23 protein-coding genes and 1 tRNA gene are annotated in these 25,628 nt (G+C 62.2%); 13 read left to right on the plus strand and 11 right to left on the minus strand.

The window, feature by feature from the left end:
- Nucleotides 1-35: 35 nt before the first annotated feature.
- Nucleotides 36-845, minus strand: a complete 810-nt coding sequence (locus WFJ47_RS11790) for a tetratricopeptide repeat protein (protein WP_336763205.1) — start codon at nt 843-845, stop codon at nt 36-38.
- A 75-nt stretch (nt 846-920) separates the two neighbouring features.
- On the opposite strand from WFJ47_RS11790, the gene WFJ47_RS11795 reads away from it, so the two are divergent.
- Both WFJ47_RS11795 and WFJ47_RS11800 read left to right on the plus strand, forming a co-directional pair.
- The gene (locus WFJ47_RS11795) at nt 921-1,772 is read left to right on the plus strand and encodes an SDR family NAD(P)-dependent oxidoreductase (RefSeq protein WP_336763207.1); all 852 of its coding nucleotides are present in this window, start codon (nt 921-923) and stop codon (nt 1,770-1,772) included.
- Between the two features lie 146 nt (nt 1,773-1,918).
- The gene (locus tag WFJ47_RS11800; RefSeq protein ID WP_336763209.1) at nt 1,919-3,058 is read left to right on the plus strand and encodes a hypothetical protein; all 1,140 of its coding nucleotides are present in this window, start codon (nt 1,919-1,921) and stop codon (nt 3,056-3,058) included.
- Nucleotides 3,059-3,101: 43 nt separating this feature from the next.
- On the opposite strand, the gene WFJ47_RS11805 is transcribed toward WFJ47_RS11800, so the two are convergent.
- Genes WFJ47_RS11805 through WFJ47_RS11815 form a run of 3 tightly spaced genes read right to left on the minus strand, consistent with a single transcriptional unit; the run spans nt 3,102 to nt 7,301 of the window.
- Complete coding sequence (locus tag WFJ47_RS11805; protein WP_336763211.1) at nt 3,102-4,601, minus strand: efflux transporter outer membrane subunit; 1,500 nt, start codon at nt 4,599-4,601, stop codon at nt 3,102-3,104.
- Between the two features lie 5 nt (nt 4,602-4,606).
- Entirely contained in the window at nt 4,607-5,683 is a 1,077-nt protein-coding gene (locus WFJ47_RS11810) for an HlyD family secretion protein (protein ID WP_336763213.1), read from the minus strand.
- A gap of 13 nt (nt 5,684-5,696) precedes the next feature.
- A complete protein-coding gene (locus WFJ47_RS11815) occupies nt 5,697-7,301 on the minus strand; it encodes an MFS transporter (RefSeq protein WP_336763215.1) in 1,605 nt (534 codons plus the stop codon).
- 141 nt (nt 7,302-7,442) lie between these two features.
- Between WFJ47_RS11815 and WFJ47_RS11820 the strand changes: the two genes are divergently transcribed.
- From WFJ47_RS11820 to dcd, 7 genes are all read left to right on the plus strand, one after another.
- Nucleotides 7,443-8,399, plus strand: a complete 957-nt coding sequence (locus tag WFJ47_RS11820; protein ID WP_336763217.1) for a LysR family transcriptional regulator — start codon at nt 7,443-7,445, stop codon at nt 8,397-8,399.
- 187 nt (nt 8,400-8,586) lie between these two features.
- On the plus strand, nt 8,587-8,970 hold the full coding sequence (locus WFJ47_RS11825) for a glycerol dehydrogenase (protein WP_336763219.1): 384 nt from the start codon (nt 8,587-8,589) through the stop codon (nt 8,968-8,970).
- A complete protein-coding gene (locus tag WFJ47_RS11830) occupies nt 8,970-11,171 on the plus strand; it encodes a pyrroloquinoline quinone-dependent dehydrogenase (RefSeq protein WP_336763221.1) in 2,202 nt (733 codons plus the stop codon). The genes WFJ47_RS11825 and WFJ47_RS11830 overlap by 1 nt, the downstream gene beginning before the upstream one ends.
- Before the next feature lie 367 nt (nt 11,172-11,538).
- The gene (locus tag WFJ47_RS11835) at nt 11,539-12,720 is read left to right on the plus strand and encodes a glycosyltransferase family 4 protein (protein ID WP_336763223.1); all 1,182 of its coding nucleotides are present in this window, start codon (nt 11,539-11,541) and stop codon (nt 12,718-12,720) included.
- Nucleotides 12,717-12,911, plus strand: a complete 195-nt coding sequence (locus WFJ47_RS11840; RefSeq protein WP_127103405.1) for a hypothetical protein — start codon at nt 12,717-12,719, stop codon at nt 12,909-12,911. The genes WFJ47_RS11835 and WFJ47_RS11840 overlap by 4 nt, the downstream gene beginning before the upstream one ends.
- A 12-nt stretch (nt 12,912-12,923) precedes the next feature.
- Nucleotides 12,924-13,217: a putative quinol monooxygenase gene (locus WFJ47_RS11845; protein WP_336763226.1), complete on the plus strand. Its 294-nt coding sequence runs from the start codon at nt 12,924-12,926 to the stop codon at nt 13,215-13,217.
- A gap of 83 nt (nt 13,218-13,300) precedes the next feature.
- Nucleotides 13,301-13,852: a dCTP deaminase gene (dcd, locus tag WFJ47_RS11850; RefSeq protein WP_025841649.1), complete on the plus strand. Its 552-nt coding sequence runs from the start codon at nt 13,301-13,303 to the stop codon at nt 13,850-13,852.
- A 30-nt stretch (nt 13,853-13,882) separates the two neighbouring features.
- On the opposite strand, the gene hrpB is transcribed toward dcd, so the two are convergent.
- A complete protein-coding gene (gene hrpB / locus WFJ47_RS11855; RefSeq protein ID WP_336763229.1) occupies nt 13,883-16,402 on the minus strand; it encodes an ATP-dependent helicase HrpB in 2,520 nt (839 codons plus the stop codon).
- Nucleotides 16,403-16,466: 64 nt separating this feature from the next.
- On the opposite strand from hrpB, the gene WFJ47_RS11860 reads away from it, so the two are divergent.
- Nucleotides 16,467-18,614: a thioredoxin family protein gene (locus tag WFJ47_RS11860; protein ID WP_336763232.1), complete on the plus strand. Its 2,148-nt coding sequence runs from the start codon at nt 16,467-16,469 to the stop codon at nt 18,612-18,614.
- A gap of 408 nt (nt 18,615-19,022) precedes the next feature.
- On the opposite strand, the gene WFJ47_RS11865 is transcribed toward WFJ47_RS11860, so the two are convergent.
- Nucleotides 19,023-19,958, minus strand: coding sequence for an AraC family transcriptional regulator (locus tag WFJ47_RS11865; RefSeq protein WP_336763234.1), 936 nt, complete (start codon nt 19,956-19,958; stop codon nt 19,023-19,025).
- Between the two features lie 228 nt (nt 19,959-20,186).
- Between WFJ47_RS11865 and WFJ47_RS11870 the strand changes: the two genes are divergently transcribed.
- Nucleotides 20,187-20,918, plus strand: coding sequence for an SDR family NAD(P)-dependent oxidoreductase (locus WFJ47_RS11870; RefSeq protein ID WP_127103409.1), 732 nt, complete (start codon nt 20,187-20,189; stop codon nt 20,916-20,918).
- Between the two features lie 66 nt (nt 20,919-20,984).
- On the opposite strand, the gene WFJ47_RS11875 is transcribed toward WFJ47_RS11870, so the two are convergent.
- Nucleotides 20,985-21,932 carry a cupin gene (locus WFJ47_RS11875; RefSeq protein ID WP_336763237.1) on the minus strand — a complete coding sequence of 316 codons (948 nt, stop codon included), beginning with the start codon at nt 21,930-21,932 and terminating at the stop codon, nt 20,985-20,987.
- 150 nt (nt 21,933-22,082) lie between these two features.
- Between WFJ47_RS11875 and WFJ47_RS11880 the strand changes: the two genes are divergently transcribed.
- The gene (locus WFJ47_RS11880) at nt 22,083-22,982 is read left to right on the plus strand and encodes a LysR family transcriptional regulator (RefSeq protein WP_336763239.1); all 900 of its coding nucleotides are present in this window, start codon (nt 22,083-22,085) and stop codon (nt 22,980-22,982) included.
- Nucleotides 22,983-23,139: 157 nt separating this feature from the next.
- Entirely contained in the window at nt 23,140-23,532 is a 393-nt protein-coding gene (locus WFJ47_RS11885) for a DUF805 domain-containing protein (protein WP_336763241.1), read from the plus strand.
- 122 nt (nt 23,533-23,654) lie between these two features.
- Here the strand turns inward: WFJ47_RS11885 and WFJ47_RS11890 are convergent.
- The 4 genes from WFJ47_RS11890 to WFJ47_RS11905 all read right to left on the minus strand — a co-directional run bounded on the left by WFJ47_RS11890 (nt 23,655) and on the right by WFJ47_RS11905 (nt 25,622).
- A tRNA-Phe gene (locus WFJ47_RS11890) sits at nt 23,655-23,730 on the minus strand.
- A 28-nt stretch (nt 23,731-23,758) separates the two neighbouring features.
- Complete coding sequence (locus tag WFJ47_RS11895; protein WP_127103413.1) at nt 23,759-23,944, minus strand: DNA gyrase inhibitor YacG; 186 nt, start codon at nt 23,942-23,944, stop codon at nt 23,759-23,761.
- Nucleotides 23,941-25,017, minus strand: coding sequence for a ribonuclease E/G (locus tag WFJ47_RS11900; RefSeq protein WP_336763245.1), 1,077 nt, complete (start codon nt 25,015-25,017; stop codon nt 23,941-23,943). The genes WFJ47_RS11895 and WFJ47_RS11900 overlap by 4 nt, the downstream gene beginning before the upstream one ends.
- Complete coding sequence (locus WFJ47_RS11905; protein WP_336763246.1) at nt 25,014-25,622, minus strand: Maf family protein; 609 nt, start codon at nt 25,620-25,622, stop codon at nt 25,014-25,016. The genes WFJ47_RS11900 and WFJ47_RS11905 overlap by 4 nt, the downstream gene beginning before the upstream one ends.
- Nucleotides 25,623-25,628: the final 6 nt, after the last annotated feature.

Genomic DNA, 25,628 nt, shown 5'->3' on the forward strand with positions numbered 1-25,628 from the left:
GCAGGACGGAATGCCGAACAGCGCCGGGAAACTGCTCAGTCCTGATCGGGATCTGAATCCAGAACAGCCTCGTCCTGACGAGCCAGATAGGCTTCATGTCCGTCCGGGGCGAGTGCGATGACCCGATCCCAGTCACTGCGGGCCTGTGCGTAGCGGGTCAGGCGGACATTGAGGATGCCGCGCTCTAGCAGGGCCTCGATATCGTCGGGCTGAAGCGTCAGGGCCCGGGTGACATCCACCAGCCCATCGGCATTGCGCCCAAGCTGGCGATAGGCCCCGGCGCGCAGCACGAGCGCCCGCACCAGAACGGGATCGGTATTCTTGCCGTTGTCGGGCAGGACCCCCAGCGCCTGTATGGCAGCCGCATAATGGCCCTGCATGGACAGGCTGCGCGCCAGCAGCAAGGTTAGATCGGACCGCACCTTGCCCGGCGATGACGATGAAACGAGCAACGCCTGACGCGCAGCACGTTCTGCCGCAGCGCCATCGCCCGCCAGCAACCACGCTTCCGCCGCCCGGGCAGCATAGCCTGCCTCGCGCTCCCCCTCGCTCCCTGCCTCAGGCTGGCCGGCTCTCCGGCCTTGAGGCGACAGCGATTTGCGAGGCCCACCCTGCAGGGCGAGCGTCTCGTATTGCTGCGCCGCCTCGCGATAGTCTCCGAGCGCCAGATCGGCCTGCGCGAGACAGTCCCGTGCCTCGCCGCCGCCGCCGCGGCGCAGCCAGTTCTGTGCTGCCTCCTGCACCAGATCGGGCGTGTCAGGAAGCGAAGCCACGCATTGGGCAAGGTTCTGCGGGGCCGGGCTGGCAGCCGCCATCCCCATTCCCAGAACGCTTCCTATCGCCAAGGCTCCAAAACCATGTTTCATACAGTGTGATTGGCGCGCCACCGCGTCAGCGGTCAAGCGCGAATGGGAGCTTTCATGCCACCTCACCTTGTTATTCTGGGTCAGGGCTATTCAGCATCCGCCGTCGTGCCGCTTGCCAGAGCCCAAGCCTGGCGCGTGACCGGCACAAGGCGCGTGCCTGAAGAGGGATCGGGACTGATCGCTTTCGATGAGGCTGGTTCTGCGCTTGGTGAGGCAACCCATCTTCTGATCAGCGCGCCGCCATCGGAGTCGGGCGATCCCGCCTTTATCCGATACGCCGCCCTTCTGTCGGAAAGCCCGACCCTGCGATGGATTGGCTATTACTCAACTACCGGCGTTTACGGAGACCGTCAGGGCGCACATGTGGATGAAACGACGCCAGTCTCACCCGGCCAGACACGCAGCCGCGCGCGCGTCGAGGCCGAGCGGGCATGGCAGGAACTGGCCCGTCGCAGATCCATCGCCTGTGATATCATGCGTCTGGGCGGGATCTATGGGCCCGGCCGCTCGGCGTTCGATACCCTGCGCTCCGGCAAGGCCCGACTGATCGACGCGCCAGACCATCTGTTCAGCCGCATCCATCGAGACGATATCGCCGAGGGCACCATGGCTGCCATTTCCACCGCCTCAGGATGCCGCATTCTGAACTTCGTCGATGACGCGCCAAGCCCGCAGGCCGCGGTATTCGAAGAGGCCGCTCGTCTGGCGAAAGCTCCTTTGCCTCAACGACTGTCGCTGGATGAGGCCTGGGAAAGCCTGAGCCCCATGGCACGCAGCTTCTGGTCCGAGCGCCGCGTGGTCGACAGCCGCCTGACCCAGCAGAGCCTCGACCGTCGATGGCGCTTCCCGAGCTACCGCGAAGGTCTGGCCGCTATTCTGGCCGCAGAGCAGGCGCCCAAGCCCTGAAGAGGAAGAAATACTGTGTGCCAGCCCTGCGACCCGATCGGCTCCGTGCTTCAGCTTTCCCCTCCCCCGGCCCGTGGGACGCAAAACGATCATTACGGGCTGGCAACCCTCTCCAAGGATACGCTAAGCCAGAGACACCCATGATCATGCTCCGTTTTCCCTGCCCTCGCCCGGGGGTGTTCCGCGCGCTGCTGCCCAGCCTCCTGCCCCTGATGTTGTCGGGTTGCATCACGATCGGCCCTTCGCGCCTGTCGCATGATCAGCTCGATTACTCGCGCGCGCTGGGCGAGGCGGAAAAACATGCGATGCTGCTCAACATCATTCGTATCCGCTATGCCGATCCACCGACCTTTCTCGATACAACTCAGGTCATCGCGGGCTATCAGCTCAATCGCTCGGTCAATGGCGGATTCAATGCGTTCCCTTCAGGTGTCGGAAGCTATCTCTTCGGCAGCAGCACAGCCACGCTGCAGGAGAGCCCAACCTTCACCTATCAGCCCGAGACCGGGCAGCAATATGCCGAAAACGTCATCCGGCCCATCTCACCCGTAGTCATCATGCCACTCAGCCTCGGTGGTCTGCCTATCGACACACTCCTGCGCCTGACGGCTCAGTCGATCGACGGATTGTCCAATGTCCGCGCCCTTGGTGCCGGACCCACTGGCGGCGGTTCGGTCCGTTTCTACCTGCTGCTGCATGATCTGCGCCAGTTGCAGGTACAGGGCGCCATGACCATACGCATCTCCACCGATGCCCCCAAAGCAACGGCGGACCAGCCACCTTCCGGCTCGGCGAACAAGCCATCGGGAACGCAGCCCGAACACGCCTATCTTGTGCTCACCGCCACCTCTGACCCCGCCCTGACCACCATCCAGGCAGAGGTGCGTCGTCTGCTCCATCTCGACCCTCACGCCGAAGAGGCCGAGATCGTTTACGGCCCCTACCCGAAGGTGCCGGGGCAGATTGCCATTCTCACCCGCTCCATGTTCGCCATGCTCTCCCAGATCGCCTATGAGATGGAGGTCCCGGAAGAGGATGTCAGAGCCACGCGGACATTGCCCACCATCAGCCCCGTCGGCATTGAGACACGCCCTGATGTGGTGATCCATTCCGGCAAATCCGCGCCCGAGCATAATTATGACGAGGTACGCTACAGGGGCCGATGGTACTGGATCAGCGATGATGATTTCCGGAGCAAGCTGAGCTTTACCATGATGCAGATTCTCGCCGCCCTCGCCGCGACCAGCCACTCACCCGGCGCGGTTATCACTATCCCCGCGGGCTGAGCAAAAGGGACGACAGCCCCCGGGAGCGTCGCCCCTGGTCTGGCTATATTCGGGCCCAACCGCCCCCCAGAGCCCGATAAAGCCGTGCCATCGATACCGAGACCTCGGCCCGGGCGTCCGAGAGCGCGCTACGGCTCTCGAGCAGCCCGTTCTGTGTGGTCAGAACATTGAGAAAATCTCCCGCCCCTTGGGCATATTGGAGCTGCGCCACCCTGACGGCTGTCTCACTCTCAGCAACCGCCTCGGCCAGGCGGTCGTGACGCTCCTGGGCCGTGCCCAGATCGGCAATGGCATCATCGACTTCCTCCCAGGCGTGGAGAACCGTTTTCTGAAGCGCAATGGCCGCTTCCCTCTGCTGCAGACGGCGCAAGGCAAGTTGCCCCGCAAGCTTCCCGCCCTCGAACAACGGAATGGTCATGGTCGGACCAAAACCATACTGACGCGATGCCCAGGAGCCGAGACCGCTGAACTGGAGAGCCTGAACATCCAGGCTGCCAGACAGCGTGATCCGTGGGAAGAAATCCGCCATGGCTACCCCGATTGTTGCTGTTGCCGCATGCAGACGCTCCTGAGCCGCCCGGATATCCGGGCGTCTTTCGGCAAGCTGCGACGGTAATCCAACCGGGATGGATACCGGGAGTGGTGGAATGCTGCCCTTCTCCGCAAGACGCTGTGACAGGGCACCCGGTTCGCGCGCCATCAGAAAGGCAAGGGCATTAAGAAGGTGCACCTCTTCGCGGTGCAGTTGGGGCAGGCGGGCTTCAAAACCATGCAACTGCCCGCGCGCATAGGCGAGATCGAGTTTCGTCGCCGTACCCTGGGTCACACGCAAAACGGTCAGTTCGACACTGTGACGGGCGATATCGAGGCTCTGTCGGGTAATCTCGGTCTGGGCCTGCACGTTACGCAGGGCAATGTAATCCTGCGCGGTCTCTGCCATGAGCGAAACCAGCGTATCGCGCTGCATTTCCCGCATGGCCCGCATGGAGGCCGTCGCTGCCTCGACCTGGCGGCGCACATGCCCCCACAGATCGACCTCCCATGACGCGCCGAGGCCGTATTGGGGCAGGTTGAAAGCAGGATTACCCTTCGGTCCGGCAGCAGCAACGGGCCCGAACCCCTGTGTTCCGTCCGCAATCTGTGCCGGATCTTGATCCGCTTCAGTACCGAGCAGGCTCAGGATGCCGTTCGTGCTCGCGCGCTCGCGGGCATAAGAGGCGGCGCCTTGCACCTGAGGCAAGCGCGCCGCGGCTGCGATCCTGCGCTCGGCACGGCTCTGTTCGAAATGGAGCGCCGCCTCCCTGAGATCGAGATTGACCCTCAGCACATCCTGCTCAAGCGCTGTCAGAACCGGATCCTGGTAGAGCGTCCACCACTGCGCCTCGACGGGCGCACGCTCATCCGGGTGGCTTTTCTGGGGTGTCACGCTTTCATGCCAATGAGACGCCGCGACCGGATCGTGTTTCTGGAACTCCGGTCCAACCGAGCATCCCCCCAGGATCAAGAAAAGACTCAGCCCTGCCGTGCGGGACAAATGGCTCATGCCCGTTACTCCCACACAAAGCGCGCATCGGCGGCGTGAGCGCCGTTACGAGGCGCGCCGGTATCGATCATGGCCTCGACGGACATGCCGACACGAACGCGTCGCGCCAGAGGCTGCCCGTCATCAAAAACCAGTTTCACCGGGACACGCTGCACCACCTTGGTGAAATTCCCTGTCGCATTATCAGGCTGGATCAGGGCAAAGGCGACATTCGTAGCCGGTGCTACGCTGTCGACATGGGCATGGAGCACCGCGTCGGGAAAGCTGTCGACCCGTATGTCGGCTTTCTGACCGGTCTGTACACGAGCCATCTGCGTCTCCTGAAAATTGGCAATTACATAGGCCTGACGCACCGGCACCACCGCCAGAAGTCCAGTGCCGGGGCGGACATACATCCCGACGCGCACGTCACGTGACCCGACAACGCCATCAACAGGGGCGGTAATGGTGCAATAGGACAGATCGAGCTCGGCCTGACGCACAAGGCCTTGCGTCTGGATCAGCACGCCTTGCGCGCGCTCGCTCCCTGCAGCGAGCACAGCAAGCCCGGCGCGATCGGCATTCACGGCTGCCTTGTCGCGAGAGAGCCGCGCGACGGCCTCGCGCTGGCGATCCTCGGCACCTTGCTGCTGCTCGATCGTGCTGGCACCTCCCGCCGAGAGCGCCCGATAACGCGCCGCGTTCTGTCGGGCGAAAAGCAGGGCAGCCTCATCGGCCTCGATCGTCGCGAGAGCCGCGTCGATCAGAGCTGACTGTCGCTGCTGGGCGGCGGCGAGATTGGCGATATCAGCCTGCGCTGCACGGAGCTTGCCCCGAGCGGTATCCAGCGCCGTGCGGTAATCGTCGTCCTCGATATGAGCCAGAACATCGCCCGCCTGCACTTTCTGGTTGTCCGCAACAGGCACACTGTCGATACGCCCGGCGACCTTTGGCGCCACGCGGGTGAAATCGGCGGTGATATAGGCATCATTGGTGGATTGATGACGCCCATCCCCGACGAAGAAGCGATCTGCGCTCCAGGCGAGACCGGTCAGGACAAGCGCGGTGCATCCCGCAAACAGGAGCGGTTTTTTGTAAGCCATGGGGAGATTTCCGTTACTGTGTTGCGAGAGGTGAAGTCGCGGGCTGCCGCACCGGGGCAACGGGTGGCCCGGGAGGGCAATCGCTCGGCGCCTTCCCCGGGGGGTAGACGCGACCGGGAAGAATGGCGGTCAGCACCACGAAAACAGCGCAGATCACGACCACCACGAACAGGATATCGACCAGGGAGAGCACCAGAGCCTGAGCAGACAGCATCTCATGCACCCTGCGCAGCGCGTCCGCCCCGCTGCCCCCCTGCGCCAAGCCGGGATGATCCAGCAACATGGTCGAGTGATATTGCTCACGACGGCGCAGCAGGATCGAGAACAGGGCGAAGGCAAGTGCATTGGCCATACCCTTGAGCATATTGACCATGCCCGAGATGAAGGGGCCGTCGCTCGGCCCGAGCGCCAGAGTGGCCAGCATCAGGACCGGGATGACCACCATGGGCTGACCGAAGATCTGAAGGGCCTGAATGAGATAGAAATTGTCGCGCACCCATTCGGATGTCAGGCCCAGCCCGAGCCACGCAGAAAGCCCGAGCAGCGCCATGCCGATCCCGAGCACCCATCGGCAATCGACCCGACGCATGTTGCACAGCGCCGCAACCATCGGCAGCACGACGAGCTGGGGCAGAGCCACGGTCAGGGCGACGGGAGCCGCCTGAACGGGACGGTAGCCCTTGATCTCCTCCAGGAATGTCGTCGTGACTTCGTTCATCAAGGCGCAGACGATCAGAACCGCCACGAGCGACAGAAGGGACATCGTGATATTGCGGCTCTTCCAGTATTGCAGACGGAAAAACGGGCTGTGATGATGCCATTCGTGGATCAGGAACCCGAGAAAGAGCGCCCCACCCCAGAATGTCAGATGCGTGACGAGAGGGGAACGAAACCAGTCGAGCCGGTCCCCCTGATAAAGAACGGTCACGACACAGAGGATGGACGGCGCGCCGATCAGAAATCCCCGCCAGTTGAAGCTGCGAAAACGCGAGAGCTGGACCGGGTCCTGAGGCAGTCCCCAGGCAATCATGACAAGCGCGACCGCACCCAGCGGCATCACCTCCCAATAGAGCCAGTGCCAGCCGAAACGTTCGAAAAGCAGGGCCTCGAAAGGCATGCCGAGATTGGGGCCGAAGGTCGCACTCATGGCGTAACCGCCTATGCCGAAAACCTTGAGCGGCGGCGGCAGATATTTGAGCATGACCGTCATGAGGATAGGCGGCAGACATCCCGCGCTCAGCCCCTGCATGGCGCGCAGGATACCGATGGAAATCATATCGGTCATGAAGGGCAACGGCACGGCAAGTAGGGCCAGCGTCGCCGTCATGAACAAGGCAAAGCGATAGATCGAAAACGTCATGTAGAACCACGGCGTGAAGGCCATCGCCGCAATATTGAAGGCCTCGTAGAGCGAGATGAACCAGCTTCCCTCGTCGTGACCCAGATGCATGGCCCCACGCAGATCGGACAGACCAAGTTCCGTGACATGTTCATTGAAGCCAGCGACATGGACGGCCAGCAACATGCCCAGACACCCGATGATCGTTCTGAGCCCGAAGGGGGGTAAGGGAGCAGAAGATGGCAGGACCTTTGCGTCCTGCCTCGTAGGTACGATCATGGGGCGACATCCTTTCCGCCCGGTCTCTAGCGGTGCCTCCCCGCCTCAATAACCCGCAATCAAGGTAAAAAGTCCTTCCAGTTGGCGTAAGGGTCCGGCACATCACTTTCATTCTGCGCAACACCCCAAGAGCCGGGCCTTATGACCAGAAATCTGCCTGCCAAGCGTGGCTATTCGCTCGATCATCTCCGTTGGCTTCAGGTGCTCCTCGAGGAAGAGAGCGTCACACGCGCGGCAAAGCGGCTCAGGGTGAGCGAGGCTGCCACAAGCCGTCACCTGGCCTCATTGCGCACATTGTTCGGGGACCCTCTGCTGGTGCTCTCCGGCAGACATCTGGTCGCGACCCCCTATGCCAAAGACCTGCTGGGAAGGGTGCAGACGGTGCTGGCCGAGGCAGAGGCACTGGTCAGCGCGCGTGCGCGACTGGACCTGTCTCAGATCACCCCCCATTTCACGATCCGGGCGCGGGACCTTTTCATCGGAGCCTTCGGCAGCGCCATCGCCGAGAGGCTCAGAGAATCCTGCCCGCGCTGCCAGATCGTTTTCTCGCCGGAAACGGAGGATTCAATCGGTGATGCGCTCAGGCGTGGCACGATCGATCTCTATATCGGCGCCACCGAAGACCTCCTGCCCGAAATCAAGAAGCAAACCCTGTTCCAGACCCATTTCCAGGCCGTGGTGCGCGCCGGGCATCCGATCCTGGAGCAGGAGATCACACCCCAGACCTTGGTTGCCTATGATCACATCAGCACGTCCCGCAAGGGGCGTGCCCACGGGCCCATCGATGCGATCCTAGCCAAGCAATACGGTCTGGAGAGACGTATCGCGCTGGTCGTACCCAGCGATTATGCCATGATCGAAACCATGCGCGAGACGAACATGATCCTGCCCCTGCCGGAGATCATCATCCGCCGTCTACCGCTCGAGGCCATCGGGGCACGTGCCTTCGCGTTCCCCTTCCCGTTGCCTGATCTCGTCAGCTTTCAGGCCTGGCATCCGCGACTCGATAATGATCCGGTCCATCGATGGCTCAGGGAGACCATTCTCTCGACCGTGCAATCCGTGGTCAGAGCCCTGCGCGACCGGAAAGAAAGCTGAGACGACCCGCCACATCGACCGTTTTCCCCTGCCCGCGCTGAAAACACCTTGCAGAGATCTATAAGACGCTATCCTGTGATCGGAAAACCGTGCGTCCCACCAAACGTATCAGAGTTTTCACTGATATGTGTTGCTCTGTTCTGTTCGCGTTCAGGATAGGTTGCGCACCTTGTCTCAAGGAGGATTCATGACGTCTCGTTCCAGACCCAGACGCATCGGCGACTGGGCAGCACTGGGTCTCGCCATCCTGATCGTGGTTTTCGGTCTCATCTTCGTTGCTGGTGGCGGCTACCTTCTGAGCCTTGGTGGCTCTGCCTATTATCTGATCTGCGGCATCGTTCTGCTGGCATCGGGTGGGCTCATGGCCATGGGTCGTCTTCTGGGGGGCTACCTCTTCCTTCTCGCCTGGGCCGGCACGCTGGTCTGGACCATTGCCGAGTGCGGCTTTGACTGGTGGGGCTGGCTCCCGCGCCTGTTCGGCCCGACGCTGATCGCCATTCTTGTCGTGCTCAGCCTGCCTGTCCTGCGTCGCCAGGATACGGTTCGTCCAGTTTCCCGCGGAGCCGTCTGATGCGTAGACCAGCCCTTTTGACCGCCACCATGCTCGGTGGCCTTCTGTCTGCCTCGGTCGCGCTGGCGCAGATTCCCCCCTCTAACTCGACCCCGGGTGAAGACAATACGTCAACCGCCGATGCCCATAGCCAGGGTCCCGGTCGTTTTGGTGGCCCCTCCCCCTCCGCTCCGCAGGCTCCAGGCGTGAATGCCGCCAATCTGCCGGACATCTCCGAGATCGGTATCGCTGACGTTCCGGCCGCCGTGCCGCAGATCGACAGCACCCCGGCCCGCGAAGACTGGCCCGCATATGGCCGCGATTCCAACCAGACGCGCTATTCGCCTCTGGAGCAGCTGACCCCCGACAACGTGGGCAAGCTCAAGCGCGCCTTCGTGTATCACACGGGCAGCAAGCCAGGTCCGGGTCAGGCCAATAAATGGGCTGCCGAAACCACCCCGATCAAGGTGGGCAACTCGCTCTACATGTGTTCAGCCCTGAACGACATGATGCGCATCGATGCCGCAACCGGCAAGGAGATCTGGCGTCACGATGCCGGGGTGAAATACCAGTCCATCCCGTACACCGCCGCGTGCAAGGGCGTGACCTATTACACCTCCTCCACCATCCCCGAAGGCCAGCCCTGCCATAACCGCGTCATGGAAGCCACGCTCGACATGCGCCTGATTCAGGTCGATGCCGAGACGGGCAAGCTGTGCGAGGGCTTCGGCTTTGGCGGTCAGGTCAATCTGATGCAGGGCATGGGTGAGTCGGTACCGGGCTTCGTTTCCATGACGACCCCGCCCCCGGTCATCAATGGCGTCGTCGTGGTCAATCACGAGGTGCTCGACGGTCAGCGCCGCTGGGCTCCTTCAGGCGTGATTCGTGGCTACGACGCTGAAAGCGGCAAGTTCGTCTGGGCCTGGGATGTGAATAATCCTGACAACCACCACCAGCCTGCCCCCGGCGAGCATTACAGCCGTGGAACGCCCAATTCCTGGGCTGCCATGACGGGTGATAACGAGCTCGGCCTCGTCTATGTCCCGACAGGCAATTCCGCCGCCGATTATTACAGCGCCATGCGCACCGACAAGGAGAACGCTGTCTCGTCCTCCATCGTCGCGCTGGATGTCAAGACAGGTGAACCCCGCTGGGTATTCCAGACCGCCCACAAGGATGTCTGGGATTATGATATCGGCTCACAGGCCACCAAATTCGACTATCATCATGCCGACGGTACCGTAACGCCTGCTCTGCTGGTGCCCACCAAGCGTGGCCAGACCTTCGTGCTCGACCGTGCGACGGGCAAGCCCCTGCCGGAATTCCCGGTTGTCGAAAAGCCCGCCCCTGCCAGCACCATGGCAGATGATCCGCGCAGTCCGACCCAGCCCTGGTCCGATGCTTTCCCCCGTCTCGCCTTCCCTGATCTGAAGGAAAGCGACATGTGGGGCATGTCGCCTATCGACCAGCTCTATTGCCGCATCATGTTCCGCAAGGCGCGCTATGTCGGCGAGTTCACCCCGCCCGCGCTCGACAAGCCGAATATCGAATATCCCGGCTATAATGGCGGCAGCGACTGGGGCAGCATGGCCTATGATCCGGAATCGGGCATTGTCATCGCCAACTGGAACTCCACGCCGATGTACGATCAGCTCATCACCCGTAAAAAGGCCGATGCGCTGGGCCTGAAGCCCATCGACAACCCCAGCTACAACCCCAATGGCGGGGGTGCAGAAGGCAATGGCGCCCAGGCCGATACACCTTATGGCATCGTGGTGACTCCGTTCTGGAACCACTACACGGGCATGATGTGCAACAAGCCCCCCTATGGCATGATTGAGGCGATCGACATCAAGACCAAGAAGGTCCTGTGGTCGCGTCCTCTGGGTACCGCACGCGCCAATGGCCCGTGGAACATGCCGACAGGCCTGCCGCTCAATATCGGTACGCCGAATAACGGTGGCTCGGTCATCACCAAGGGCGGTCTTGTCTTTGTTGCGGCTGCAACCGACAACCAGATTCGCGCAATCGACATCAAGACGGGCAAGGATGTCTGGTCCGATGTTCTGCCGGGTGGCGGTCAGGCCAATCCGATGACCTATGAGGTCAACGGCAAGCAGTATGTCGCCATCATGGCCGGTGGCCATCACTTCATGATGACGCCTGTGACCGACCAGCTCGTCGTCTACGCCCTCCCGGACGGGGCCGACACCAAGCACTAAGAGCACTTCCCGGTCGCAGCGCGACAGGAGAGAGCGTCAGGGCCGGGGGATCTTCCTCCGGCCCTTTTTCGTACCCGCACGTCGAAGAGACTCTTCGATCCCCTGACACGCCATGCACCTAGCCAGAGATCGGGACCGAGGACCCGCATGACGTTGGGGCGCGCGCCAGCCCTTTCAGTCTGGCGCAGACCATGTACGCTAAAGGCGGTGCTTTCACGACTGCCTTTTTGCGATCCTTTCTGACGTTATCCCCACGCAGCAGCGTTCCGCGATGGGCTATGGGCATTTGGGGCACGGGGCGGGGGTTTTTCATGACGCCGGATTCTTTCCTCTCCCTGAGGCGGCCGCTTCATGCTACCCGCAACCCATGTCACGCCACTGCCCTCATATACTTCAGGTTCTCCCGGCCCTTGGCACGGGGGGGATCGAGCAGGGCACAGTGGAGATGGCCGAGGCGATCGTAAGAGCCGGTGGGCGCGCATTCGTTGCAGGGGCTTCGGGCCCGCTGCTGCCGCGCCTGCTTTCTGTCGGGGCACGTCATATCGACCTGCCTCTCGGGCAGAAATCGCCGCTCGCCATTCTGCGCAACAGCCGCGCCCTCGCCCAGATCATCCGCGAGGAACGCATCGATCTCGTCCATGCCCGCTCGCGGGCGCCCGCTTGGGCGGCGTGGCAGGCGACAAGACGCACAGGCACACCTTTCGTGACCACCTGGCATGGCGTGCACAAGGCCAGTTTTCCCGGCAAGAAGCACTATAACTCCGTACTCGCACGGGGAGCACGCGTGATTGCCATAAGCAGCTATATCGCTACCCGCCTGCGTGAGGATTATCGTGTGGGCCAGGACAGGCTGCGGCTGATTCCGCGCGGAGCCGACATGGCCCGTTTCGACCCCGCCCTGATCAATGGGGCGCGGATGCAGGCGCTGGCAGAGAAATGGCAGGTGCCCCCCGGCACGCCCGTGATCATGCTGCCAGGCCGCCTGACACGCTGGAAAGGGCAATTGCTTCTGCTGCGCGCAATGGCGATCCTTCAGGCCGAGCTGCCGGGGCCGTGGCTTGCCGTACTAGTCGGACCGGCTGATCCCAGGGACAGTTACGTGCAGGAGATCGAGGCCACGGCCCTGCGCCTGGGTCTGCGCGAGCGTCTGCGCTTTGCCGGACTGTGTCAGGATATGCCGGCAGCCTATGCCCTCGCCGATGTAGTGGCCGTTCCGTCTCTTCGCCCGGAGCCCTTTGGCCGTGTGGTGATCGAGGCGCAGGCCATGGGCCGCCCCGTTGTGGTGTCGGCCCAGGGAGGCGCCATGGAAACGGTGCTTCCCCATCGCACGGGGCTTCTGGTCCCGCCGGATGACGCCCCAGCGCTGGCAGAAGCCCTCTGCCAGATTCTGACTCTCTCCGAAGGCGCGCGGGATCTTCTGGCTGAAACTGCGCGTCATCACATTGCAGAAAACTACACGACCCGGCAGATGCAATCGGCCACGCTCGCTGTCTATGATGAGCTGCTCGGTACCGGTTTGTCGGACCAGTTTCGGGACCTTGATCAATGACTACACCACCGCGCGCCACCCCGACCCTGACCGAGAAGGCTCAGGCCGATCTCGACAAGCGTCTGGCTCGTGAGGCCGCAGCCCTGCGCGCCAATCTGCTGCGTCGCAAGGCGCAGGTGCGCAACCGTGCGGTCAAGGCTCCCGAAGACCAGGAAACGCCGCCCGCGCGCGACGATTCCGCCTCATCCTGAAAGGATTACCCCATGTCCAAGGTTCTTTATGCGACCATGCGCGCCCTGCCCGGCAAGCGTGAGGAAATCGCCCGACTGCTCACCGCACTGGCCGATGACGTGCGCGGCGAACCCGGCAATGAACGCTTTGTGGTCTACACCCTTGAGGAAGATCCGGACTTCTTCCATGTCGAGGAGACCTACAGGGACGAAGACGCTTTCAAGGCCCATATGGGCATGGAACATGGCAAGGTCTTCAACAATGCCATCAAGACCCTGGTCGAAGGCGGCGGCTCCAAGGTCGTGTTCCTCACCCATATCGCCTGAGCAGCACCGTTCGGTTTGCAGAGACACGCCCGCAAGGCTAGACCTGCAAACCCTTCTCTCCCTTACGCACCGGAAGTAATGCCATGCCCATCATGCCAGATAGCTGGATCCGTCAGATGGCCCAGGAAAAGGGCATGATCGAGCCCTTCGTCGAGGCGCAGAAACGCGAGGGCGTAATCTCCTACGGGCTGTCTTCCTATGGCTATGACGCACGCGTGGGCGAGGATTTCAAGATCTTCACCGATGTCGATAATGCCGTGGTGGACCCCAAGCAGTTTGCTGCAAACAGCTTCGTGACGCGCACAGGCGACATCACCATTCCACCCAACAGCTTCGCCCTCGCCCATACGGTCGAGTATTTCCGCATCCCGCGCGACGTGCTCGTGGTCTGCCTCGGCAAGTCCACCTATGCGCGTTGCGGAATTATCGTGAACGTGACCCCGCTGGAACCCGAATGGGAGGGTCAGGTCACCATCGAGATCAGCAACACAACCAAGCTGCCCGCACGTATCTACGCCAATGAGGGCATCTGCCAGTTCCTGTTCTTCCAGGGCGCCTCTCCCTGCGAGACCAGCTATGCCGATCGCGCCGGAAAATACATGAAGCAGCTCGGCGTCACGACACCCCGCCTCTGAGCGCCGCGCAACATCCAAGGGGCGCGCAGCTCAGCGTCGACGGGGCGGGGGCGGGCTGGCCGTGGAGGGGTCTTCCGGCCAGTCATGTCTGGGGTAACGCCCGCGCATGTCACGCCGCATATCGGCCCAGCCTGTTTTCCAGAAGGCCGCAATATCAGCCGTGATCGCCTGAGGACGCCCCGCAGGAGATAGAAGCGCGAATTGCAGCTTCACCTGTCCATTGGCCAGACGCGGTGTTTCCTTGAGCCCGTAAAAAGCCTGGGCCCGCGCCGAAATGGTGGGCGTTGGATCGCAGTAATCGATGGCAGGCTGCGCCCCTGGCAGACTCAGGCTGGTTGGCAGATCCTGATCGAGCCGCCTGAGTTGTGCATAATCCAGCCTCTGGCGCAGCAGCGACAACAGATCCAGCGCCTGAACCTGAGAGAGTTTCGTCATGCCCTCCATATAGGGCAGCAGCCACTCATCGAGCGTTGCCACAAGCGTGTCGTCGTCCGCCGCAGGCAAGGTCTCGTCCAGATGGGCACGCGCCAGGGCAAGGCGGGCGCGGAACTGATGACAGGCATCGGTCCAGCCCAGACTGCCCGCAGGATCGGCCCTGATACGCCCCAGAAGAAGGTCCTGTATCTCCTCGGGGGCCGCGGGCGCCGAGCGATCGCGCAGCACGAGCGTGCCAAGACGCAGACGCCTGCGCGCAATCACATTTCCCGTTGCAGTATCGAGGGCCATTTCGACCTGTTCTTCCGTCCGGGCCAGCAGAGTTCGGGGCAGATCGTTCAGATCAAGCGGGGCCGCCAGACAGATTTCGGTGGCTGTGCGCATATGCAGGGAAGGTGCCACAAGCAGCGTTTCACGCGCCATCGGGTCGATGGCGCTCAAACGCGCCGAGCCACCCCCGGACAGGCGGTACCGCCCTTTTTCACCGGCCGCCATGGCCACGCGATCAGGGAAACCCGCCGCGAGAAGCGCCGGCGCACAGGAAGGATCGAGCGGAAGACGCTGATTCAGGCCAAGCCGCTTCTGGTAACGCTGCGCGGATTGGCGAATGCGCGCCAGACTGGCCCGATCCGCCTGCGGATGGAAATCGGCTCCATCAATGAGTGCAAGGCGCGTCTGGATATCCGCTAGCGTGGCAGGGTTGCGTTGCCCCGGTACGACCCGCGGGCGCAACGGGTCACGCTCCTCAAGCAGAGCGGCCAGGGCGGCGGCGGTGGCTTTTTCGGGCGGAGTGCGGGCCGCGCACATCATCGCCGCCAGACGGGGCTGGGCCCCCAGACGCGCCATCGCGCTGCCGAGCTTCGTGATATGTCCTGCCGGATCGAGTGCGCCAAGAGCCTGCAGCAATGCGATTGCGGCCTGGCGTGCGCCCTCGGGCGGGGCATCCAGCAGGGCAAGAGCCTCGGGTGGCGTCCCCATCACCTCCCGCCAGGCTGCGACGTCGAGGCAATGGCCGCTCAGATCGCTGGCCAGGATTTCGGGCAGATCATGAGCAATCAGGGCGCGTCCTGTGGCTTCCGTCCATAGGCGCACGGCAATACCTGGCGCCTCGCGACCTGCACGGCCCGCGCGCTGCGTTGCCGTGGCACGCGAGACGCGGAGCGTTTCGAGGCGCGAAAGCCCCGAACCAACATCGAGCCTCGGCTCGCGACGGAACCCGCCATCGACCACAAGCCGGACACCCGGCACAGTCAGGGAGGTTTCGGCAATCGAGGTGGCCAGTACCACCTTGCGGCGCGTGTCGGGCTTCAGCGCCAGATCCTGCTCGCGTGTATCGAGCTCGCCATAAAGCGGCAGAACCAGGGCTTCCACGCCCTCAAGCGCAGAGGCACACCGACGAATCTCCCCCACACCGGGCAGGAAGGCGAGGATATCCCCCTCTTCCTCGGCCAGAAGCCCGCGGATGGTCCGGGCCATGACGTCAGGCAACTCGCGCACAGCGGCCAGATCGCGTCTGGCGTGACGGATCTCAAGCGGGTAGGCCCGCCCCTCGCTTTCCACCAGCACACCATCGAGAAGGGTGGTGAAGGCGCGCCCGTCCGTTGTGGCAGACATGGCAACCAGACGCAGTTCGGGCCGCATAGTGCGCTGCAGATCGAGCGCAAATGCCAGCGCCGTATCGAGATCGAGCGAGCGCTCATGCACTTCGTCGAACAGGATGCAGGCCGTATCCTCTAGCAACGGGTCGGTCAGCAGCCGTCGCAGCAGAAGCCCCTCTGTCACCACCTCGATCCTTGTGGCTGCGCTGACCGCAGAATCGGTGCGGGTGCGATAGCCCACCCTTCGCCCGACCGGCTCATCCAGCAGAGATGCCATGCGATGCGCGGCGCTACGCACGGCCACGCGCCGTGGCTCGACCACCAGAATGCGCCCCTCCTGACGCCAGGGGGCTTGTAAAAGATGAAGTGGCACCAAAGTCGTCTTGCCTGCCCCCGGCGGGGCGACCAGCACGGCGTTGCGTGCCGAGTCCAGTGCAGCCTGCAAGGCGGGCAATGCTGCGGAAACAGGAAGAACGGGGAGCGAAATGAGATTGGCGGGCGATATCGGACCGGTCATAATGACCTCTATGGCGCGTCCACAGGGCGCTCGGCAATTCTCTTCCCTCACTGCGATCGGTCTCATGCTGCGTAAGCTGTCTCCCCTTGCCTCTCTCCTGACCGCCTTCGGGGCTCTTTCCCTTGCTCCCGCCCTGACCCCTGCCGTTGCCGCAGAGAGCGCGCCGGTCCCTTCCGCCCATGATATCGCAACTCTTGTGACGGATCGCGATGCTGTCAGGCCGGGTGAAACCCTTCATGTGGGCTTGCGTCTCCAGCTCAAGCCCGGATGGCATACCTATTGGCTCAATGCGGGCGATGCCGGTGAGGCCCCGACGCTGAAAACCACCGCCACTGGTGCCCTGAGCGGCCAGAGCGAGACGATTGCCTTCCCGACGCCCGTGCGCATCAGCGAGGGCGGGCTGATGTCCTATGCCTATACGGGCGACGTGCTGTTGCCCCAAACCCTGAAACTCACGGGGAGTGCTGGAACGGCAACGCTCAAGGCCCATGCAGAATGGCTGGTCTGCGCCTCGACCTGCGTACCCGAAAGCGGTGATTTCTCGCTCAACCTGCCGGCCTCCCCCGATGCACAGGGCAAGACGACACCCAATAGTTCGGCAGAGGGCCCGCTTTTCATCCATGCTGCCCAATCAAGCCCAGTACCCTCGCCCTTCGCGGCCTCGGTATCGTCCGAGGGCCTGCTGAGTTTGAGTGGGCAGGGCCTTTCGGCGGAGAGCGTGAAACGTGCCTGGTTCATGCCCTCCGTGACCGGGGTGATCGATCAGGTCGCGCCGCAGACGCTCGACGTGAAAACGGGCACGGTCACGCTCAAGCTGAGCTGGATCGATCCGTCCCATCGCCCCCCAACGCTTGAGGGCATTGTGGTCTTGCAGGACGCGGCTGGACAACAGACCCCGCTCTGGATCACGACAGGTTCTGCGATGCCCGGCGCCGGAGCCTCCTCCCCGTCCATCGTAGCACAAACGCCTGTTATACCGCCCAACGCTGAAGGCGCCTTGTGGAAGATGCTGGTCTTTGCCTTTCTGGGCGGACTCATCCTCAATCTGATGCCTTGCGTCTTCCCCGTCCTGGCCATGAAAGCCTTTTCATTGGCCCGGCTGGGGGGCTCGCATCGTCATGAGCAGATCCAGAGCGCCTTGGCCTATACGACTGGCGTGATGGGCAGCTTTGCCGCCCTGGGTGTCGCCATGATCGTGCTGCGCAGCGTCGGTTCGGCGGCTGGGTGGGGATTCCAGTTCCAGTCACCTGTCTTCGTGATTGGCGTGGCGTGGCTGCTTGTCATGATGGCCCTGAACCTTCTGGGCGTCTTCGAGGTCACATTGGGCCGTATCGGTCAGGATGCGACCCCGCGTCATGGCGTCTGGGGCGATATGCTCACCGGTCTTCTGGCCGTGATCGTGGCCACACCCTGTACAGCCCCCTTCATGGGGGCGGCCATCGCCGCAGCCCTGAGCGGTCCGGCCTGGGCCGGTCTGGCCCTGTTTCTTGCCATGGGTTTCGGCCTGGCCTCGCCCTATATCGCCATTGCCACTATTCCGTTTCTTGCGCGTCATATGCCCAGACCTGGGGCCTGGATGGCCGTGCTCAAACAGGCGTTGGCTTTCCCTCTCCTGGGAACATCGGTCTGGCTTTTCTGGGTAGCCTGCGTTCAGCGTGGTGCCATGATCCTGCCGGTCGGACTCGGCGGTGCCGTAGCTCTCGGCATGGCAGCATGGCTGTTCGGCACGACCCAGCGCCAGGCCATGATTCGGGGGGCGACACGGTCCGTCGTCATCGGACGCGCCATCGCTCTGCTGGCGCTCCTCCTGGCTGCTGCCAGCCTCACCCGCCTTGACGACGCCGCTGCCGATAGCCGCCCGATTACCACACCGGGTGAAATCGGGATCGTCGCCTTTGCGCCCGAAAAATTGGCCAGCCTGCGCGATGAGGGCAAGCCGGTCTTCATCGACATGACGGCGGCCTGGTGCATCACCTGCATGGTCAATGAGCGTGTAGCCCTGCAATCAGCTCAGGTAAAAAAAGCCTTCGAGGAAAAAGGCATCACCTACATGAAGGGTGACTGGACCAATCGCGATGAGACGATCAGCGCGTTCCTGCGTGAGCACGGGCGCGATGGCGTTCCGCTTTATGTCTATTACGCCCCGCACAAGGACGGCACGATCCTGCCCCAGATCCTGACGGCCTCGACTGTCCTCGACGCCATCAAGTGACTCCTCTCAGCCGCACGCGTCTCCAGTCAGATCGCGTTCGGCACTGCGGAAAAACCAGGGAAAGTCTGTATCCCTGCGGGACATCAGACGTGGTTCCCCCCAAAGCCTGACCCCATATAGAGGTGACCATGGTTCTTCCGCCCCGAGGCCGGGGGCGACTGAGTCGCATTTGTCTGGCTGCTCCCGGAGACAGGACGAAGCAGGTCAGCGCGGCTGTCTTCCTGAACAGGGCGCGGATGAGCGCAGCCCGTGAGCAGGACAAGCACTCCGCAACAGGTCAAACGGCGCATTGATCTCCTCCCCTGAGAGGGGGCAACTCTGCGCCCTGACGGCTTGCAGGCCAAGTCGCGAGAGAGTGAGGGTTTGTAACATTCATCGTTGTGTCCCGGAGGGGCTGCGCCGCAACAATCAGATCCATACGTCCTCGTTCATCTCCCGATAGCGGGCAACGCCGATCTCGCGGATGCGGGCAACATCCTGATGGGGAGGCAGCCCGTAGATCAGCTTGTAATCCCGGGTAAAATGCGAAGGGCTCTCGTAGCCAACCGCAAAACCTGCATCGGCTGCGAGCCGATCCTCATGCAGCATCAATCGTCGGGCTTCCTGCAAACGCAGTCTCTTGCGGTACTGCACCGGCGAAAGCCCTGTGATCTGCAGAAACTTGCGATAGAAGGTCGATTGTCCCATTCCCGCGAGTTCAGGCAGCCTCAGGGGCGAAGTATCCTCCGTGAAATGGGCCCGCATATGGGCAAGGGCACGATTGATGCGCGATGCGTCGCTTTTCTGGTCGGCGATCTCGTGCAGTACATGACCCTGATCGCCCAGAAGCACGCGGTAAAGCAGTTCCTGCTTGATGAGCGGTGCCATGAAACCATGTTCCCCCTCATCAAGCGCGCGCAGCAGGCGATGAATCAGGGTGAGCAGATCCGGTGTCACCCGACTGAGCCCCAGACTGGCCGCGAGCGGTGCGTTCAAATCGGGCTGGATGCCGGATCGGACGATGATCTCGCTTATTTCCTCAGGGTCGAAGGCGATACAGGCCGCCAGATAAGGCGCCTCCGGCGTGGCACGGGTAATATGCCCTGAGAGCGGCAGGTCCACGGTGGCGACCAGATAGTGGTTCTCATCGTAGTGGAAACTGCGCTTGTGAATCGTGACGGTCTTCGCACCTTGCAGGATCAGATAGATGCGCGGCTCGTAAACGACGAGCAGCGGATCCGTCGTGTTGTCGCAGCGATACAGCGTCAGATCCGCGATTGGCGTCTGTGTGCTCTTGCGCGGGCAATGCCGCCGGATGAGCGCCTGAACCGATGCGAGGGTGTCGGATGTGCCTTCGGATTTCATGACGCCACCCTTGCAAGATGAGCGAAAAAGGCAAGTTTTTCGCAATGGCGCGATAACGCTGCCCGCCGAGCCCCCCGCATAAAGAACCCGTTCCTCACGACTGGAACGGCGCTTTTTTTGGGGGGGGGAAGACCGACACCATGCTTGAGCTTCTGATCCTCTCGGACGCCCTCAGAACATACGGACTCAGCGCCCTCTATCGTTTTCTCCATATAAGGAAGATCGATCATGACCAGTAAAGTCGCTCTCGTCACCGGTGCCAGCCGCGGCATTGGCGCCGGCATTGCCCGCCAACTGGCCGGTGAAGGCTATGACATCGCCTTTTCCTACCCCCATGACGCTGCAGGAGCACAGGACACGATCCGTCAAGTCGAGGCTTTGGGTCGACGGGCCCTGGCCGTCCAGGCCGATGGCAGCACGACAGCAGGGAATGAAAAAATCGTGGCCGAGACTATCCGAGTCTTCGGGCGTCTCGACGTGCTCGTCTGCAATGCAGGCATGTACCCCAAGGGTACGATCGATGAAATCACGGTGGACAGCATCGAGGCCGTGCTCAACCTCAATGTGCGTGGTCCGATGATCGAGACCATGTGCGCTATCCGCCATATGAAAGCAGGAGGGCGTATCGTCCTGATGGGATCGTCCTTCGGCGGTCGGGCGCCATTACCGGGCCTCTCCCTCTATTCGGGCACCAAGGCAGCCCTGCGAGGCTTTGCCCAGGGTGTAGCGCGCGATCTGGGAAGCCGCGGTATTACAATCAACGTGGTTGAACCAGGACCGGTCAATACGGCCATGAACCCCTCCAACACCCCTGCCGCCGCCATGCTGGCCAGCCATGTCGCTACGGGAGCCTATGGCGAGATCGACGACATCACGAATGTCGTGTCTTTCCTCGTCAATGAGCGATCGAGCTACATCACCGGCTCGGCACTGGCGGTCGATGGCGGGTTGCTTGCCTGAAACACGCGTTTGGCACCCCGGTTTTTCGCCCCTCGGGACGAGGTGCCGGGACCGGGCCTGCCCGCGTCAGACTCCGAAGCGGATATCAAGCGTGCGCAGATATGTCTGCAGACCGGCATCCTGCATCGGAATCAGGCGAGCCTCCTGATCTGACTCGTTGAAATGGGCATGCCAATGTCCAGGCGGCGTGACAAAAGCGCATCCGGCCTCCCAGTCTACTCGGACAGGATTGGCGATCTGACCGGCCTCGTTCAGCGTCTCACCCACGAGCGAATAACATCCCGGCGCGCAGGAGACGATATAGTCCAGCGCGATGGACTGATGGCGATGCGGTTTCTGAGCGCTCCGCGCGCCGATACTGCCATACATCGCCCAGAGCACATGAGTGATTGTCCGGGTGAGCGGAAATTCCTTGGCGGCCAGGAGAACGCTGACACGATTACGCTCTGCCGCTGCGGGATGCGCCATCACCTCGGCGAGCGCCGCCTGCGCCTGCTCGGCAGGAAACAGGACCGGATCGAAGCGACGTTGGTCTGCAGTCACGCCAAGATAGGTCAGCAGCGGCGCATCACTCACATGATAGAGCGTCGCTGTCTGCTCGGCCTCAAGCGCAATGCCGTCAGGCCCTGGCACAGCAAAGAAATCACCCTCTTTCCACACGAACTCGGTCGTTCCGGACACGGCGCTGCCTCTGCCACTGATTACATAGAACGCCATTGAGGTCGCATTGGGCGAGAGCGCGATTTCCTCGCCCGGCAGGATACGCACAAAGCTTGCCAGCAAGCCGGGCCCGGTGGCCGGAGCCGCGCATTTGAGCGCCGCGCTTAGATCCAGGGGCACAGTGCGGGTCTCTCCCGCGTTGTAGAGAGAGGGCGGGAAGAAATGATAGGGCACGGGTGGGGTCAAGCTCGGCCGAACCGGATTGGCAGCCTTGCTGTATTCATGGATCTCACCAGCGGAAACCGGGGTCGCACGCCGTAACAAAGGCAATCCTGAACGGGTATGGGTCGTCATGAACCTTCTCCTGCCTAGACGATGTCAGGTGAGGGCCTGGCTTACGCCTTCATCAGGAGGGGCATCCACAGGTGTCTTGGCAAATGAGTATTGCGAGATGCGCAAGATCTTCCTACGGCATTATTCGTTGTAACTTCCTGGGAGGGGATCGTGGACTACCTGCAAGCCATGCGCTATTTCGTGACGGTTGCAGAATCCGGCAGCTTCTCCCGAGCTGCGGCGCACCATCATGTCGAGGTCTCCACGATCTCACGGCATATCGTCGCGCTCGAGCGGGATCTGCGCGCGGCACTCTTCAACCGATCAACGCGCATGATCCATCTGACGGAGGCCGGGCATCTGTTCCATGAACGCGCCCAGCATCTCCTGGAGGACATGAGCGAGACGATTACTGTCGTGCGCGAGCATAACGCCCGCCCGCAGGGCGTTCTCAGGATAGGTGTCTCTCCGCTTCTCGGTCGTCGCTCGCTCCTGACAGCCCTGACCCCGTTTCTGCATCGTCATAAGAAGATCACGCTCGATCTCACACTCACGGAGGAGACAGCAGACCCGATTGGCGGAGGCTATGACGCGACGCTCCATGTAGGTGGACTGCCAGAGTCGAGCCTCATCCTGTGTCAACTCGGCCCGCTGGCTTATCGTCTGGTCTGCGCCCCCTCTATTCTGACCAATGAAAAGCACCTGCTCGGTGTAAATGATCTTGCCCGGAGCGCCTGCCTCGCGACAACGGAGAACCCCGACTGGCGTGCCATCCCTCGTGAGGGACGCGTGCCCCCTTCCCTGCCGCCTCTCAGGCCGCGCCTGTGCAGCCGCGATGTGGATACCCTCTATGAGGCGGCCCTGGCCGGGGCGGGCACTGCCCTCCTGCCTGAAATCATCGTCCGTGAAGCACTGGCGAGCGGCATGCTCGTTCCTGTGCTCGAACAATATCACTGGTGCCCCGGCGAAACCGATCCTTCCATTGCCCTGCTTTATGCCCCGAAGAAAGTCGTCTCGGCGAAGCTGAGAGCTTTCATCGAGACCATGCAGGCCTGGTCGGCACAGATCTGAGAAATTTCACTTGCGATGCAGGAAGTGAGATGGCGCAACCTCAACACGCAAATCCTTGAATCCGAAGCGTGGTTGGTGCTCTAGCAGCGTTGAGGAGATCTGTTTTCAGACGCCACGCATCATGCGAGTATGAAAAACAGAAAAGGAAAAAAAGAAAATGACCTCTCTCCTTTATTCTCTCAAATGCGCGTTTCATTTCTCAGGCCGCAGCTCACGTAGTGATTATCTCATATTCACCATCGCCGGCTGGTTCTTTGCGGGAATATTTACCCATTTTTCGCAGCTCGGTGCGCTGGATCCCGAGAATTACGGGCCACAAGGCAAGATCATCCTGCTTGTGCTTGTCATCCTCATGGTCCTCGCCCTGATTTATGTCGCTATCGCACAGTTGAGCCTGAGCGTTCGCCGCTGTCATGATTGCGGCTGGTCAGGCTGGGCGGTTCTGATCACATTGATCCCGTTCGTAGGTGTCATCGTCCTGATGGTCGTGCGTGGAGAAGACGGCGAGAACCGATATGGCAAATCAGCTGGCGTTCCGTGGGTGCAATAATCCCCTCAAGGAGGCGTCGTTCAGCCTCGCCCTCCCTCGGGAGGGCATTCAGCCCCTTGAAAACACGGCGTATCGTAACCGCATTTCATGAAGACTGGATCTGTCGAATTTTTCGGAAGAAGTGGTGCCCAAGACCGGAATCGAACCAGTGACACTGCGATTTTCAGTCGCATGCTCTACCAACTGAGCTACTTGGGCACCGGCACCGCTCGGTGTGAGAGGGGGTTTACTCCAGAGTGTTCCGGGGATCAAGCGGGGGAGGAACGATTTTTTCGTCATCCTCATCCGGCAGGGCCGGAATGCTGTAGCTCTCGCTGAACCAGCGCCCCAGGTCGATATCGGCGCAACGCTTGCTGCAAAATGGCCGGAAGGCCTCCACACCGGGTCGTTTGCAGATCGGACAGGAACTCATGGGGTGAAACTCCAAACGCGATCCGGATAATCCGGGTCCATGACCAATGTCAGTGACGCGCCCCAGTCCAGGGCAAACCCCGCCATGGCGTCACGATCCGCCTCCAGTGCGCGCACCACGCCTACAGACGCGCGCAGTTGCGGCTTGCCGGCTCTCCCCCGCCCTTCTTTCTCGCGCAGGATCGTACGAAGCGCCGCAAGCGCATGACCACCGGGGCTGTTCGTCAGTTCATGCAAGGCGGGACGACCGCGTGTGCGCACGACTTCCAGCAGCCCGAGCGCGGTTGCGCCCAGAGCCTTTGCCTGCTGCGGATCATCTGTCAGAGCCTCGGCCAGAAACGGCACGAGCGCCGGACGTTTGCGCAGGGCCACCCCTGCCGGATCGATCAGGATCGCTCCACTCAGATTGCGCATCCGAATTTCTGCAGCCAGGGCTGAGAAGGCCTGACGATTGGCTGTGAAGCCGTCTATCTGGCGTCTCTGATCAGGGTTCGGATCATCCAGATCGATCGCGGTCAGGGCCGGTGTGGGGGTAATGGTGGCGCAGAGCCCATGGGGCAGCGGCGTCTGGGCGGCCATCAGATCGTCACAACGCGCGTCAAGAACGCTGTCGAAAGCCTGGCCCACACGCTCGAGGCGCGACCTGAGCGCAACCGGTAGAAGCGCCATCAGCGCCGGTGCATCGCACAGAATGGGTGCATCAGGATAACGGGCAGCGAGTGTTTCCAGCGGCGTCGGGCCACGACCCAGAACTTGGGGCGCCTCACACGCTTGTGGTAGCACTCCGTGTGGCTTGAGACGTAGTCCCTTGCCATTCTGGGCGCTACGGGTCACGCGCGCCGCAACCAGCGCCCCTTCCTGATGGGTCCCCGTCAGGAAGCCGGTCCCGCCTCCGGCAAGGGTGACAAAGGCGCCTCCAAGCGCCGCGGCGGCTTTCTGCACGCGCACGGCATGGACGTCGCCATAGCTATCGGACATGCCGGGGCGCCAGAGCGCGAAATCGATGAGAGTCTCATCATCGCAGACAGCAATGCGCGCTTCGCCGGGCGACCAGGCGAGGCGACATTCCCTCATGCGATGAACCGGTAGGGCTGTCCGCGCAACATCTGGGCAGTTTCGAACAGGGGAAGGCCGATCACCGCCGAAGGGCTGCCTCCGACATAGCGGATGAGCGAGGCCGCAGCACCCTGAAGGGCGTAGCCCCCGGCTTTGCCCTGCCAGTCTCCCTGATCGAGCAGGGCGGCAATCTGGGCGTCGGTCAGGCGCGAAAAGGTCACATCTGTCTCGACCAGACGTTCCACCACCCGCCCCTCATTCCAGAGAGCGCTCGGCATGACGCAAACGGCTGTGAGTACGGTATGGCGCCTGCCTGACAAAAGGCGCAGGCAGCGCTCAGCAGTGGCGCGATCCTCTGCCTTGGGCAGGATACGACGCCCCACGGCGACGAGCGTATCCGCTGCGAGCACGAGGGCGCGACCCTCGCAGCGCGCAGCCACAGTCTCGGCTTTCATTCGGGCAAGCCGCGCCACGCACAGGCGTGGCGTCTCGTTCTGTCGGGGCGATTCGTCCAGTTCGGCCGCGTCGATACGATCGGGAATAAGCCCGATCTGGCGCAGGAGGTCGACCCGTCTTGGCGACGCCGAGGCGAGGACCAGCTCCGGCCTTGTGCCGTCGGTCACGAAAAC

The organism is Asaia sp. VD9 (genome assembly GCF_037150015.1).
Taxonomy (GTDB): Bacteria; Pseudomonadota; Alphaproteobacteria; order Acetobacterales; family Acetobacteraceae; genus Asaia.

Excerpts from the sequence above, each read along its gene's own strand:
- WFJ47_RS11835 (WP_336763223.1), top strand. The coding sequence starts at position 11,539 with ATGTCACGCCACTGCCCTCATATACTTCAGGTTCTCCCGGCCCTTGGC.
- WFJ47_RS11865 (WP_336763234.1), bottom strand. The coding sequence starts at position 19,958 with ATGAAATCCGAAGGCACATCCGACACCCTCGCATCGGTTCAGGCGCTC.
- WFJ47_RS11825 (WP_336763219.1), top strand. The coding sequence starts at position 8,587 with ATGACGTCTCGTTCCAGACCCAGACGCATCGGCGACTGGGCAGCACTG.
- WFJ47_RS11805 (WP_336763211.1), bottom strand. The coding sequence starts at position 4,601 with ATGAGCCATTTGTCCCGCACGGCAGGGCTGAGTCTTTTCTTGATCCTG.
- WFJ47_RS11875 (WP_336763237.1), bottom strand. The coding sequence starts at position 21,932 with ATGACGACCCATACCCGTTCAGGATTGCCTTTGTTACGGCGTGCGACC.
- WFJ47_RS11800 (WP_336763209.1), top strand. The coding sequence starts at position 1,919 with ATGCTCCGTTTTCCCTGCCCTCGCCCGGGGGTGTTCCGCGCGCTGCTG.
- WFJ47_RS11870 (WP_127103409.1), top strand. The coding sequence starts at position 20,187 with ATGACCAGTAAAGTCGCTCTCGTCACCGGTGCCAGCCGCGGCATTGGC.
- WFJ47_RS11795 (WP_336763207.1), top strand. The coding sequence starts at position 921 with ATGCCACCTCACCTTGTTATTCTGGGTCAGGGCTATTCAGCATCCGCC.
- WFJ47_RS11820 (WP_336763217.1), top strand. The coding sequence starts at position 7,443 with ATGACCAGAAATCTGCCTGCCAAGCGTGGCTATTCGCTCGATCATCTC.
- WFJ47_RS11840 (WP_127103405.1), top strand. The coding sequence starts at position 12,717 with ATGACTACACCACCGCGCGCCACCCCGACCCTGACCGAGAAGGCTCAG.
- hrpB (WP_336763229.1), bottom strand. The coding sequence starts at position 16,402 with ATGACCGGTCCGATATCGCCCGCCAATCTCATTTCGCTCCCCGTTCTT.
- WFJ47_RS11845 (WP_336763226.1), top strand. The coding sequence starts at position 12,924 with ATGTCCAAGGTTCTTTATGCGACCATGCGCGCCCTGCCCGGCAAGCGT.
- dcd (WP_025841649.1), top strand. The coding sequence starts at position 13,301 with ATGCCCATCATGCCAGATAGCTGGATCCGTCAGATGGCCCAGGAAAAG.
- WFJ47_RS11900 (WP_336763245.1), bottom strand. The coding sequence starts at position 25,017 with ATGAGGGAATGTCGCCTCGCCTGGTCGCCCGGCGAAGCGCGCATTGCT.
- WFJ47_RS11815 (WP_336763215.1), bottom strand. The coding sequence starts at position 7,301 with ATGATCGTACCTACGAGGCAGGACGCAAAGGTCCTGCCATCTTCTGCT.
- WFJ47_RS11810 (WP_336763213.1), bottom strand. The coding sequence starts at position 5,683 with ATGGCTTACAAAAAACCGCTCCTGTTTGCGGGATGCACCGCGCTTGTC.
- WFJ47_RS11830 (WP_336763221.1), top strand. The coding sequence starts at position 8,970 with ATGCGTAGACCAGCCCTTTTGACCGCCACCATGCTCGGTGGCCTTCTG.
- WFJ47_RS11885 (WP_336763241.1), top strand. The coding sequence starts at position 23,140 with ATGACCTCTCTCCTTTATTCTCTCAAATGCGCGTTTCATTTCTCAGGC.
- WFJ47_RS11860 (WP_336763232.1), top strand. The coding sequence starts at position 16,467 with ATGCTGCGTAAGCTGTCTCCCCTTGCCTCTCTCCTGACCGCCTTCGGG.
- WFJ47_RS11895 (WP_127103413.1), bottom strand. The coding sequence starts at position 23,944 with ATGAGTTCCTGTCCGATCTGCAAACGACCCGGTGTGGAGGCCTTCCGG.